Origin of the sequence: Cohnella cholangitidis (assembly GCF_014107495.1) — a bacterium.
Classification (GTDB): Bacteria; Bacillota; Bacilli; order Paenibacillales; family Paenibacillaceae; genus Cohnella; species Cohnella cholangitidis.
This window is the reverse complement of record NZ_CP041969.1, coordinates 985,941-998,904: the sequence shown is the minus strand read 5'-3', so window position 1 is coordinate 998,904 and position 12,964 is coordinate 985,941. Positions and strand designations below refer to the sequence as shown.

The 12,964-nt window shown below is 51.3% G+C and carries 10 protein-coding genes; 8 read left to right on the top strand and 2 right to left on the bottom strand.

Annotation, left to right across the window (positions count from 1 at the left end; translation table 11 throughout):
* The first annotated feature begins 2 nt into the window (after nt 1–2).
* On the top strand, nt 3–2,729 hold the full coding sequence (locus FPL14_RS04995) for a discoidin domain-containing protein (RefSeq protein WP_182301982.1): 2,727 nt from the start codon (nt 3–5) through the stop codon (nt 2,727–2,729).
* A gap of 325 nt (nt 2,730–3,054) precedes the next feature.
* Here FPL14_RS04995 and FPL14_RS04990 read toward each other — a convergent pair whose 3' ends face one another.
* The gene (locus FPL14_RS04990) at nt 3,055–3,210 is read right to left on the bottom strand and encodes a hypothetical protein (protein ID WP_182301981.1); all 156 of its coding nucleotides are present in this window, start codon (nt 3,208–3,210) and stop codon (nt 3,055–3,057) included.
* A gap of 5 nt (nt 3,211–3,215) precedes the next feature.
* Nucleotides 3,216–4,238 carry a LacI family DNA-binding transcriptional regulator gene (locus tag FPL14_RS04985; protein WP_229263781.1) on the bottom strand — a complete coding sequence of 341 codons (1,023 nt, stop codon included), beginning with the start codon at nt 4,236–4,238 and terminating at the stop codon, nt 3,216–3,218.
* Between the two features lie 180 nt (nt 4,239–4,418).
* Between FPL14_RS04985 and FPL14_RS04980 the strand changes: the two genes are divergently transcribed.
* From FPL14_RS04980 to FPL14_RS04950, 7 genes are all read left to right on the top strand, one after another.
* A complete protein-coding gene (locus FPL14_RS04980; protein ID WP_229263780.1) occupies nt 4,419–5,741 on the top strand; it encodes a sugar ABC transporter substrate-binding protein in 1,323 nt (440 codons plus the stop codon).
* 66 nt (nt 5,742–5,807) lie between these two features.
* A complete protein-coding gene (locus FPL14_RS04975) occupies nt 5,808–7,118 on the top strand; it encodes a carbohydrate ABC transporter permease (protein WP_182301979.1) in 1,311 nt (436 codons plus the stop codon).
* Nucleotides 7,115–7,939, top strand: a complete 825-nt coding sequence (locus tag FPL14_RS04970; protein ID WP_182301978.1) for a sugar ABC transporter permease — start codon at nt 7,115–7,117, stop codon at nt 7,937–7,939. Before FPL14_RS04975 ends, FPL14_RS04970 begins: the two co-directional genes overlap by 4 nt.
* 30 nt (nt 7,940–7,969) lie before the next feature.
* A complete protein-coding gene (locus FPL14_RS04965; RefSeq protein ID WP_182301977.1) occupies nt 7,970–9,760 on the top strand; it encodes an alpha-glycosidase in 1,791 nt (596 codons plus the stop codon).
* A gap of 281 nt (nt 9,761–10,041) precedes the next feature.
* A complete protein-coding gene (locus FPL14_RS04960) occupies nt 10,042–10,476 on the top strand; it encodes a phage holin family protein (protein WP_324617874.1) in 435 nt (144 codons plus the stop codon).
* A gap of 127 nt (nt 10,477–10,603) precedes the next feature.
* The gene (locus FPL14_RS04955; RefSeq protein WP_182301976.1) at nt 10,604–12,028 is read left to right on the top strand and encodes an NAD-dependent malic enzyme; all 1,425 of its coding nucleotides are present in this window, start codon (nt 10,604–10,606) and stop codon (nt 12,026–12,028) included.
* Between the two features lie 157 nt (nt 12,029–12,185).
* Nucleotides 12,186–12,566: a cupredoxin domain-containing protein gene (locus tag FPL14_RS04950; protein ID WP_182301975.1), complete on the top strand. Its 381-nt coding sequence runs from the start codon at nt 12,186–12,188 to the stop codon at nt 12,564–12,566.
* Nucleotides 12,567–12,964 lie beyond the last annotated feature (398 nt).

The following is a 12,964-nucleotide window of genomic DNA, read 5'->3' as shown; positions in this document are numbered from 1 at the left end:
AAATGCGCGTATGGCAATCGAAAGCGGCATGGATCTCGATCGGGGCCATTCTGATTTTGCTGGCGGCAGCTTACGTCATCGTCTATTCTCCGTTTAGCGCCAAAGCCAGCTTCAAAGACAAAGATGGATTGCTTATCGTCGGCCGCGGACAATACGAGATCGCTTTTCGCTCCGACAATGGCGCGATCGCTTACCTTAAGAACAAAGTCTCGGGCGCCGACATTGCGCTCGACAACCGCGAGAACGCGCTATGGTGGGCGTTCCTCCAAGACGATTCTTCCGCGAACGGGCAGAAGGCGGACGATTTCTCCTACGATTGGAACGCCCGGAAGGGCGAGCTGAGCTTGCGTTACGGCGGTCAAGTAAAGGTCGACGTAATCGCCCGTTTCGAGGACGACAACCGGATTACGTTGAACGCGGAGGTAGACAACCAGACGGATAAGGCCATTAAATCTTTCCGGTTTCCTTACGAACTGAAGGTGAACTCCTCGGACGTGAAAGACGGCCTATTGCCGATGCTTCCCGGAGCCAAGCTGCGGGATACGTTCTTCAAGGAGAGCAATTCCTTTCAGGATCAGTATCCGGGAGTCATGTTCGCCGCCTATCTAGGATTGCGGACGACCGGAGGCAACTTGGCGATATACGATCTGCACGGAGATATCGTCGCCACTATGGACTTGGGTTTTAAGAGCCAAGTGGACGACGCGGGCAAGACGGGTATCGTTCATAACTACAAAACGTGGATCGATGCGAAGAAGCGGTGGAGCAGTCCAACCGTCGTGCTCGAAATCGGGGATTACGAGACGACCGCCGCGAGTTATCGCGATCAGAACGACATCGACGAGTATCGTTCCTTAGCCGATAAGCTAGACAAGGAAAAGCAAGCCTATTTCGAACTGCCGTTCTACAAAACGGATATTTCCGCGATCAAAGACGGCAGTTGGAGCAATCTGATCCATCATTACTTGGACAAAATGAACTATAACGGCGTCGTACATCTCGTAGGCTTCCAGAAAGGCGGCCATGACGAGAATTATCCGGACTTCTACCCTCCGGATTCCGCTTGGGGCGGGGAGCCTGCTTTCCTGGCGTTCATGAAAGCGGCGAAGGACAAAGGCAATCGCGTCGTTCCTTATACGAACATGAGCTGGTGGGGCGATCATTCCCCGACGCTCGCGAAATTGCCTTCCGGTACGACGATGGAAGACCTTATCGTCTTGAAGGACAATAACGCGATCATGAAAGAGGACTACGGCAGTCATAGCGGTTACGTGGTCAACACCGGTCATCCGTTCTTCTTGCAAAGGACGGCTGAAGAGCATCAGAAGCTGAATAAGCAAGCGGGGTTCGACGGGATATTCGAAGACCAGTGGGGCATTCGCAATTCTCCCTATGTGTTCAATAAGGCGATCCCGGAAGGAACCGATCCTTCGACGGCGTATTTCCAAGGAGTCAGGAAATATTTCGATTCGCTCAGCCACAACATGTATATGGAAGACGGGACGGACGTTCTGGCGGATGACGCGGTCGGCTTTATGGGTTCGACTTACTTGTGGGATCAGCTAGGGTACCGCAAAAATACGTCTTCATATACGGATTATTATCCGCTGTCGGGCATGCTTCTTCGCGACAAGGTGATGCAATATCATCATGATTTGGCGGCGGAGACGATGACGGACGATCAAGACATGCTCCGATGGAATCTGGCCATGGGTTATCATCTTAGCGCGGATTTCTTTAACGGAGTCGGCAATCCGTGGGTAGACACGGTCGGCGTATTCCAGAAGTTCGTTTTGTCGCAGTACGCGGATTCGCTTGTAGAGAGCTTCGAACAAGTGACTCCTAACGTCACTAGGACGGACTTCGGCCGATATGCGGTTACGGCCAACTGGAGCAAAGACGAACCATACGCGCTGGATAGAGACATATCGCTTGCGCCGGGAGGTTACGACGTGTCGGCCGACGACGGCAATCGCCGGGCCGGCAACTACGCGCGATTGAACGGACTGGAGCTCGACGCCGGTAATCATAACCTCGTCGAGTTGAGAGAAGAAAATTCGGTGCGCGTCTATCAGCCTATCGGTTCGGACACGACTCTTAAGATTCGTAAGGGGAATAAGTGGCCTCACGCTACCGCGGTCGCTTACCAAGCGAACGGAACGAAGATCGCCGATCTTCCTGTCAAAGAGGAAGGAGATTATGCGATTTTCGACTATGTCGGGCTGATCAAAGAACAGAAGGTAGCTTACGTAGAGCTCAAATCTTCTAAGGAAGCCAGCCGGGCAACGGAAGCTTTTGAAAAGATCAAAGAGCAGCACAACGTAGCGCTGCAGCAAAAGGTATTCTCGACTTCCAGCACGGCAGAGGCGTTCCCCGCGGAATTGACGGTAGACGGCGATCCTTATACGTATTGGGAGAGCACCGCCAAGAAATTCCCGCAATCCCTGACGCTCGATCTTGGCGAGCGGAAGGCGGTCACCAAGCTGATCCTCAAGCTTCCTCCGCAGGATGCTTGGGAAGCGAGGGATCAACAGATCGAAGTGCTCGTCAGCGCGGATGGGGAGTCGTTCGCACAGGTATTGGCGCCGAAACCGTACACCTTCGATCCGAAGAAAGCCAACGCGGTGGAAATTCCGTTATCCGGCGTCGCGACGCAATTCGTCCGGTTGACGATTACCGGCAACACGGCATGGCCCGCGGCGCAAATCGCGGAGTTTGAAATTTATTGAGAACAACCGAGAACAGGCTGTCCTTTATAGGGCAGCCTGTTTTCGGTTGATCCATTTCGAATAACGGCACGCCGTGCCGCTATATCGGAAGAACTGCCCGCGCAGTAACGGAATAACGGCACGCCTTGCCGCTATATCGGAAGAACTGCCCGCGCAGTAACGGAATAACGGCACGCCGTGCCGCTATATCGGAAGAATTGCCGCGCAGTAACGGAATAACGGCACGCCGTGCCGCTATATCGGAAGAACTGCCGCGCAGTAACGGAATAACGGCACGCCGTGCCGCTATCCCCACCGTCCAGCAATTTTCGTACGCTCAAACCGATCAACGGCACGCCGTGCCGCTATATCGGAAGAATTGCCGCGCAGTAACGGAATAACGGCACGCCGTGCCGCTATATCGGAAGAACTGCCGCGCAGTAACGGAATAACGGCACGCCGTGCCGCTATCCCCACCGTCCAGCAATTTTCGTACGCTCAAACCGATCAACCCTGTCTTAGAGTCGATTCGCGAACGATCAGCTCCGGCTTAATCGCCTGGAACTGCCGTCCAAGCTCGACCTGTCCGATCTTGTCGAACAGAACCTTCGTCGCAAGCACGCCTAGGTTAAACGTATCGATATCGAGCGCCGTAATGGCCGGCGTCGTATACGGAGCTAGCGGGTAGTTGTCGAAGGTAACGATGCCGAGCTCTTCGGGCACGCGAACGCCGCGGTCGAGCGCAGCCTTCAAGGCTCCGAACGCCACGAAATTGTTGACGCAGATGATCGAATCGGGCGGAAGCTCCATATCCAACAGCTCGTTCATCATCCGATAGCCGTGCGCCTCGTTGGCTTCGCCTAAGCGAATATACTCGTTGTTATCCGCGGTTCCTTGCAAGGTAGATACCACGTTCCGATAGCCGGTCAACCTGCTATCGGAAATCGGGTCTTCGGGCTTGCTCCCGAGGAAGGCGATTCGGGAATAGCCCTGCTCCAACAAATGATTGGCCGCCATGCTTCCGCCGGAATTGTTGTCGATATCGACCCACGTAACCCCGCAGCCGTAATCTTCCTTGGGCTTTCCTACGATCACGAACGGGAAAGCCAGCCGTTCCAGCTCTTGAACGATATCCTTGTCCAACACGGAGGGGTTAATCAGCATGCCGTCCAGCTTCTTGCTATAGACGTATTGGTTCATGAAATCATTGTCGCGATTATAAATATTCGAGATCGTGAGCTCGTACTGATGCTCGAAGGTAACGCTCTCCGCGCCTCCCAGCAAGCTGTAGAAGAAAGGGTTGAGAAAGTCGTCCTTCCGGTCGAAGTTCATCAGGAAGCCGATGTTCATGCTGCTCTGCCTGGCCAACTGAGTTGCGATGCTGCTCGGCGTATATTGCAGCTCTTTCATGATCGCGCGGACTTTTTGCTTGGTAGCCTCCGAGATGGTAGGCGCGTCGTTCAATACTTTGGAAACGGTAGACTTAGCGACATTAGCCGCTTTAGCGATATCGTTTATTGTCGTTTTCATCAAGAATTCCCCTTTTTTTACAAGCGACTTCCATCATATATTTATTATACCGCTGCTAGAACCTCCCGCCAATTCTCAAATAAAAAAGTTGTTGCTTTCCCCAAACGGGTGTGTTAATTTGAACTCAGGAAACCGGTTTCCTAAATCATAAACGATTCGAAGGGCGGGTTCAACAAAATTATGAAAAAAAGAATCGGATTACTGACAGCGTTCGCGACGATGACATTGGTTCTGTCGGCTTGCGGCGGCAACAACGGCAACGAAGCGTCTCCAAGCGCGGCAACCCCGGAAGCTTCCGTAAGCGCAAGTCCTACGGCTTCAAATGAAAGCGCTACACAAGAAGCTCCTGCGGAAATTAAACCAGAAGACGGTGCAAGCCTGAAAATTTGGAGCGACAAAACGGAAAGAGTATTCATCGAAAGCGTTCTCCCCGACTTTAAGGCTAAATACGGCGTAGACGTCACGATCGAAGAAGTGAATATCCCGGATCAAGCGGCGAAATTGGAAACCGACGGACCTGCGAACGTCGCGGCCGATGTTCTTATGATTCCGCATAACCATGTATCGAAATTGGCTGCGGCTAACCTGATTCTTCCTAACGATATTTTCGAAGAGGAAACGAGAGCCAAAACTCTTGAAACAGCGCTTGCGGCGAGCTCCTACAACGGAATTTTGTACGGCTATCCTCAGACGATCGAAACTTACGCCTTATTCTATAACAAAGCGCTCGTCAAAGAAGTTCCTAAAACTTGGGACGACGTCATCAAATTCGCAGAATCGTACAACGATCCGGCGAACAAGAAATACGCGATCACTTGGCTGCACAACCTGTATTTCAACAGCATGTTCGTTAAGTGGAAGGGCGGCTATATTTTCGGTAAGGACGATACGGACGGTTCGGACATCGGTCTCAACAGCGATGCCGCGATCGAAGGCATCAAGTACTACCAAAGTCTGAAAAAGATTCTTCCGCTCAAAACGACGGATTTGACCTTTGATATTCAAGGCGAATTGTTCTCGACGGGCAAGGTCGCGATGTCGATCGACGGTCCGTGGTCCATTGGCTCGTACAAAGGAAAAGTAGATTTCGGTATCGCTCCGTTGCCTTCGTTCCCGGACGGTACGCCTGCATTGTCCCTGTCCGGCGTAAGATCGTTCTACGTTAACTCCTACACGCAATATCCGAACGCGGCCAAACTTTTCGCGAATTTCCTGACTTCCAAAGAAAACGCGCTTAAAGATTTCCAATTGGCCAATATCATTCCCGCGAATAAAGAAGCGAATGAAGATCCATTGATCAAGAACGATCCGATTCTGAGCGGCATCGTGGAACAATTCAAAAATTCCAAGCCGATGCCTTCGATTCCGGAAATGAATAGCCTCTATGCTCCTACGGATGCAGCTTGGGCATCGATCTGGGATTCGAACGCGGATGTTAAAGAGACTATGGATAAAGCCGTTCAAACGGTTAAAGATCTAATCAATTCGACTGCAGCGCAATAAATATGCTAATGTCCGAAGGCATCCGGCGCATGCCGGGTGTCCTCGGAGAGAGGAGCTTCGGATCATATGACCAAACATACCCCTCAAGCGACGCTGCTGTCCGTTTTGTTTATGGGATTAGGGCAATGGTACAATCGCCAGTTCGTAAAAGGCTTGCTGTTCGCATTAGTCGAAATCGCCGGAATTTACTGGATCGCAACGCGATTGGCGACATCGGTCAGAGGTTTGATTACTTTGGGAGACACGCCCAGAGGAATGGTTAAGATAGGCAGGGAATTCAAGCCGGTGGCCGGCGACCATTCCATCTTCATGATGGTAGAAGGGCTGATCGCCTTAATCTTCGTATTGCTGTTCTTATTCGTATATTTTCTATGCGTTCGCGATGCCAGGATAACGGCGTTGAATCGGGAGAAAGGAATCGAACCCCCATCTTTCGGAGTCAGCTGGAACAACATGGCGAACCGCAATTTTCCTTACTTCATCCTCGCTATACCGATTACGGCAGCCGTGCTGTTTACGGTCATGCCGATCATCTTTACGGTGCTGGTCGCGTTTACCGATTTCGCGGCCCCCAATCTGCCTCCCGCGAAACTGGTCAATTGGATCGGCTTCGATACTTTCAAGAATCTATTGAATCTAGGTTCGTGGAGCAATACGTTAATCGGGGTAGCCGCATGGACCGTGTTCTGGTCTATCGCCGCCACTCTAACGACGTATATGCTAGGGACGGTCGTCGCGGTTCTCATTCATCAAAAAGGAATCAGGCTGAAAACGTTCTGGCGGACGATGCTGGTCATTCCTTTCGCCGTGCCGAATTTGGTTTCGCTGCTCGTATTCAGAAACTTATTAAATGAAGAATTCGGTCCGATCAACCAATACTTGGAGATGCTCGGACTAGGCGGGATTCCTTGGCTTAACGATCCGACATGGGCGAGAATCACGGTCATCGCCGTTAATCTATGGTTAGGTTTTCCATTGATCATGATCCTTGTATCGGGCATTCTGACGACGATTTCCAAAGATCTATACGAGGCTGCGGAAGTCGACGGAGCCTCGCGCTTCTTCACTTTCAGAGTGATTACGTTCCCGTTGGTGCTGTTCTCGACGGCTCCGATCTTAATCACGCAGTTCGCCAGCAACTTCAATAACTTCAACGTTATTTTCTTGTTAACGAACGGAAATCCCGTCATGCCCGACTATATTTACGCCGGCGGGACCGATTTGCTCGTGACTTGGCTGTACAAGTTGACATTGACGAACAACCAATATAACTTCGCATCGGTGCTCAGCATACTCGTCTTTATATTCATTGCATCGATCTCGATCCTTAACTTCCGTAAAACCCGATCCTTCAAAGAGGAGGATTTGATCCAATGAAGACTCGTCATCTCATCACGTATATCATTCTCGTTCTGTTGACCGTATCCATTGTGTATCCGGCCCTCTGGATCGTTATGTCTTCCTTAAAGGAAGGAAATAGCCTGTACAGCGAGACGTTGATTCCGAAGAAATTCACGCTGGATCATTACAAAGAACTGTTTACGAGCACCCGGTATCAATATGTCCAGTGGTACTTGAACACGATCAAGGTTGCGGTGATCTCGGCGATTCTCGGGACGCTGATGACCCTGTTAGGTTCGTATGCGATGGCTAGGTTTCGTTTCGTTGGCCGGAAGTTCGGATTGACGGGAATGCTCGTCTTGAATATGTTCCCGAGCTTCATGTCGCTCGTGGCCATCTATATTTTGATGCTTCAGTTCAATTTGCTGAATTCGCATTGGGCGTTGATCCTCGTCTATAGCTCCGGCGCGTTCATCAGCAACGTATTCGTCGCGAAAGGATTCTACGATACGATTCCTAGAAGTTTGGAGGAGGCCGCTCGCATTGACGGCGCCTCGAACTGGAAAGTATTTACGAGCGTCATGGTTCCGCTGTCCAAACCGATGCTGACCTACGTTAGTCTCGTCATATTCAACGGCGCGTGGATAGACTTTATTTTCGCAAGACTGATCTTGAGGACGGAAGACAAATCGACGCTTGCCGTCGGACTGTACAATATCGTCAATCAACAGACATCGACCGATTTTACTTTTTTCGCAGCAGGCGCGGTGTTGCTGGCCGTTCCAGTCCTCGTCTTGTTTATCTGGCTGCAGCGCTTCCTGGTTGAAGGCTTAACCTCGGGAGCGTCCAAAGGATAAATCCATTTCGCCTCAAGGAGCTACCGCATTATGCAAAAGGAAGCTATCTATCATATTAACGATATTCCTTATCTCTTCACGATCGGCAAACACGAAGTGAAGATACGTATTCGCGCCAAACGAGGCGACGTCTGTCATTGCGCGCTGCTTCATTCGGATCGGTACAAACCTCCGGGTGCCGGCGACGCCGTTAAGCTAGACCTGGTCGCCACGACCGAACTCCACGATTATTTCGAAGGCGTCGTCTACTCGCCGACTAAAAGAATCCGATACCAATTCCTCTTGACGGGATTTGACGGATCTCAAGCGTGGTGCGGAGAATACGGCGTGTCGGACAATCGCCAAGCGGCCGGGTATTTTCATTGCGCTTCCGTCTTGGCGGCGTACGAAGGCGGTCCACCGACATGGGTTCGGGATGCGGTTGTCTATCAGATCTTCCCGGAGAGATTCGCGAACGGAAATCCGGCTATCGACCCTGCGGGCGTCAGAAGCTGGACTTCATCTGAAGATCCGGAGAGCACCAGCTTCTATGGGGGAGATCTTCAAGGATTATTCGAGAAACTGCCTTACCTTCACGATTTAGGCGTTAACGTTCTGTATTTAACCCCCGTCTTCGAATCGCCGTCCCATCACAAATATGATACTTCGGACTACTATTCTATCGATTCTCATTTCGGGCAACTCGAGGATATTAGAAGAGTAGTAGACGAGGCGCATGCGCTGAATATGAAGGTCGTGCTCGATGCGGTGTTCAACCATTCCGGCGATCGGTTCTTTGCTTTCCAGGACGTCGTGAAGAACGGCGCGGATTCGAAATATAAGGACTGGTTTTTTATCGACCGCTTCCCAGTCGTCCAAAGCCCGGAGCCAAGCTATGAGTCATTCGGCATTCTTTCCCCGTCCATGCCGAAGCTGAATACGAGCAATCCGGAAGTCGTTCAATATATGCTGGACGTAGCCAAATACTGGATCAGAGAGATTGGAATCGACGGGTGGAGACTCGACGTTGCCAATGAGATCGACCATAGCTTTTGGCGGCGTCTGCGACAAGAGATCAAAGGGATCGACCGTGAGCTGCTGTTGGTAGGCGAAATCATGCATCAATCCGGAGCTTGGCTCAGAGGCGATCAATTCGACGGCGTCATGAATTATCTGTTTCGGGACGCGGTGATCGGTTTTTTCGCGGAGCAGAGAACAACGGCACGCGCTTTCGCCGGCCAAATCGAATCGATCCGCATGCAATACACGGATTCGGCTAATTCGGCCATGTTCAACCTAATCGGCAGCCACGATACCGAACGATTCCTTACGGCTTGCACCAAGAGCGTCTGGGGATGGCACGAGAAACAAGAGATCGCTCGGCTTAAGCTCGCGGCTATGTTCCAATTGACTTATACGGGAATGCCGATGATCTATTACGGCGATGAGGTAGGCATGACAGGCGGCGAAGATCCGGTGTGCCGCAAACCGATGATATGGGACGAGGCAAACCAGAACGCGACGATCCATGCGCATTACAAGCAGTTGATCGCCCTGAGAAAGGAATATCCGGCGTTGCGCGAAGGCGAGTTTCAAATGTGGTTCGTTGAAGAAGCCGACAATACGTTAGGATTTATTCGCTACCTCGCGGATCAAATGATAGGGATCGTGCTGAACAACAGCCCGAACGAGCGGAAGTTGAGATTGGATGCTCCCAAAGGGATTGGAGCGCAGAAACTCGTACCGTTGTTCGGCTCCCGCGATTGGGAGTGGAGCAATGGGATAGGATCGTGCACGTTGCCGCCTTACGGTGCGTCCATTGTGTTATTTTCCCTCGTTTAACCTATGTCAAGAAGTAAGCCTCGAACGTCATTCCCCCCCGACACGGGTTCTTCATTATAGGCTCGTGTACAATGAAGTTTGAAGGATTGCATCATAAAGTAGGCGGCACCCCCTGTCGTCGACACTATTCATCATTTTCGTAGAAGAGCCCCGAGAGACCGGGGCTCTTCTGCTTGCGCGCGATTTATTAGTTGCGTGCCGATCGGCAATACACCGTTCCCGTCTTGTCCACTTCGGAATAAGCTATTGAATAAATCTGATTAACCGAGGAGGAACAACAATTGCAAATACAACTCGGTGCCGTATGCGCGTTACTAGGAGCGGCGATTTCCTTCTCTTTCGGCATTTGGAGCGAAACGCTAACTTTTCTGCTCGTCTTGATGGCGATAGACTATATTACGGGCGTGACGGCCGCGATCAAGGACGGCAGCGGATTAAACAGCAACATCGGCTTTTGGGGTTTGTTCAAGAAGGCTCTTATATTGCTTGTTCTCATTATCGCGCACCGGTTGGATCTGCTGCTTAGCGTAGATGTCGTTATGGGAAGCGCCGTTTTCTTCTATATCATGAACGAGTTGCTCTCCATCATCGAGAATTACGGGAGGTTGGGCCTTCCGTTGCCCGACCGATTGAAGAAGATCGTGCTCGTGCTTAGAGACCGAGCGGGAGAATCCAAGGAGAAAGGCGAGGACAAGCCTGATCCCCCGACAACGTAATCTTAAGCTTGCCAAACCGACTATCACGCTCTATAGTGGCGATGAGGTCCGGTTTTTTTGTTTTGGCGCAACTCAGGATATAATCATACTTATCAGATACCTTCGGGTTAGGGAGGATGAGGGATTCATGAGATTGGAAGGCGGAACGAGCGTCATACTTCGCGTTGAAATGGACAAGCAGGCGGTTACTTTCGGTGAGCTTGTATCTTTAATCGGACAACAAGGCGGAGACATCGTAGCGATTGACGTCATCCAGCCCGGCCGCAAGACGGAAATTCGCGATCTTACGGTAAGCGTAGTCGAGCCATCGGTCGTCGAAACTTTAAGCGGGGCCGTAAGCGCCATGAAGGGCATCCACCTCGTGAACGTATCCGATCGGACTTTCTTGCTGCATTTAGGCGGGAAAATTCAAGTGAAATCGAAGGTGCCGATCAAAAACCGCGACGACTTATCCCGAGTCTATACGCCCGGCGTAGCGAAAGTATGTTTGGCGATCCGGGACGATATCAACAAAGCCCATTCGTTGACGATTCGCCGCAATACGGTTGCGGTCGTATCCGACGGAACTGCGGTTCTCGGTCTGGGGGACATCGGACCGCACGCGGCGATGCCCGTCATGGAAGGGAAAGCGATGTTATTCAAAGAACTCGCCGACGTAGACGCTTTCCCGATCTGTCTGGATACGAAAGACCCGGAAGAAATAATCGCCATCGTCAAAGCGCTTGCCCCGACGTTCGGCGGTATTAATCTGGAAGACATCTCGTCGCCGAGATGCTTCGACATCGAACGCCGACTAAAAGAACAGCTCGATATTCCCGTATTCCACGATGACCAGCACGGCACGGCCGTCGTGCTGTTAGCGGGGCTGATTAACGCGTTAAAAATCGTCGGAAAGGCGATCGGAGACATAAAAGTCGTCGTTTGCGGCATCGGCGCGGCGGGAGTCGCTTGTTCCCGTATGCTCTTGGCAGCCGGCGTGACCCATCTCGTAGGCGTTGACAAAGACGGCGCGATTCATCGAGATACTCATTACGAGAATCAAGCTTGGAACGAATTTGCCGCCGTTACGAATCCTCGCAATGAAAAAGGACGATTATCCGACGTCATCGAAGGAGCCGACGTATTCATTGGGCTGTCTAGGCCAAGACTACTGAGTAACGCGGACGTCCGGAAAATGAGGCCGGATCCTATCGTTTTCGCCATGGCGAACCCGGACCCGGAAATTACTCCCGAAGAAGCCGGACCGTACGTGCGCGTATACGCGACCGGGCGTTCCGATTATCCGAATCAGCTGAACAACGTGCTGGTGTTCCCCGGTATATTCCGCGGGGCTCTCGATGCCCGGGCAAGCACGATCAGCGAATCGATGAAGCTTGCCGCCGCGCATGCCATCGCGTCTATCGTGACGGACGAGGAATTAAACGAAGAGTACATCATCCCGAGCGTTTTCAACGACAAAGTCGTACCCGCCGTCCGCAGGGCGGTCGTGCAGGAAGCGATACGCAGCGGGGTCGCGCGCAAGATTCCTAGCGATTTTCGGAATTTAGACTAAAAATAGTGTAAAATCATTAAGGGATCGCTTAAGAAGTTCATCAATTTGTCAAAAGTATAAAAAGTTAACGAATCTCTTCAGACTAGTGCTTGAGTTCAAATGCTTGTATTAGGTAAAATATGAGGTAGACAATTTGTAGGAAGCAGGGGAGCAGACGATGCATAAATGGGTTTTGTCCACTTTGATCACGATCGCGTGCGCAATGGGGGTATACTTGTTGGCGACCGGATTGCCCGAGAAACCGAAGGATGAGGCATCCGAACTAAAAGAAGGCCAAGAGTTGCTTAAAATCAAAGCGACTAACTTTAGTTTCGACGAAGCCGAATATCATGTTAAAGCGGGAACGAACTACAAAGTGAAATTCTCCAATACGCTTGGTAACCACGGCGTCGAAATCGTCGGACTTGATATCGAGCTTAGCAAAGACGCGCCGGAGACCGAAGTGACATTCGACAAACCGGGCACTTACGAGATGCATTGCAGCATCATGTGCGGTCAAGGCCACGGAGATATGGTCTCGAAATTAATCGTCGAGTAACGTTTCGGACGGCCTCGCCATTTGGGATAGGAAAGGAGCCGTAAGGGCTCCTTTTTCCCGTTATTCCGTTCCGTGCGCGGCATTCGCCTCAGAGATGTTTCCAGGTCCGGATTCTCGCGATCCCTAGGTCGCCTAAATATCCGATGAGCGCCCAGCTCAACACCGTCAATGCGTACATAAACCATATATTTACCCTATGGAGATCGGTAAACACTTCGACGAACCACATCGGGACGCTAAACATCATCAGGAATAAATTGTGGGGGTCGTAGCCGGTCACATTAAAAAGGCATAGTGCAACGCCGATCAGAGTACATGCTATCGTTAAAGTGCGACGCATAATGGTTCATGTGACTCCCTTCTTTATTACGTTACGGGTAGTATGCACGACGCTCCAA

What these genes read in the sequence shown, in the direction of transcription:
- FPL14_RS04955 (WP_182301976.1), top strand. Translation starts at nt 10,604, where the DNA reads ATGAGATTGGAAGGCGGAACGAGCGTCATACTTCGCGTTGAAATGGAC.
- FPL14_RS04980 (WP_229263780.1), top strand. Translation starts at nt 4,419, where the DNA reads ATGAAAAAAAGAATCGGATTACTGACAGCGTTCGCGACGATGACATTG.
- FPL14_RS04970 (WP_182301978.1), top strand. Translation starts at nt 7,115, where the DNA reads ATGAAGACTCGTCATCTCATCACGTATATCATTCTCGTTCTGTTGACC.
- FPL14_RS04965 (WP_182301977.1), top strand. Translation starts at nt 7,970, where the DNA reads ATGCAAAAGGAAGCTATCTATCATATTAACGATATTCCTTATCTCTTC.
- FPL14_RS04950 (WP_182301975.1), top strand. Translation starts at nt 12,186, where the DNA reads ATGCATAAATGGGTTTTGTCCACTTTGATCACGATCGCGTGCGCAATG.
- FPL14_RS04995 (WP_182301982.1), top strand. Translation starts at nt 3, where the DNA reads ATGCGCGTATGGCAATCGAAAGCGGCATGGATCTCGATCGGGGCCATT.
- FPL14_RS04985 (WP_229263781.1), bottom strand. Translation starts at nt 4,238, where the DNA reads ATGAAAACGACAATAAACGATATCGCTAAAGCGGCTAATGTCGCTAAG.
- FPL14_RS04975 (WP_182301979.1), top strand. Translation starts at nt 5,808, where the DNA reads ATGACCAAACATACCCCTCAAGCGACGCTGCTGTCCGTTTTGTTTATG.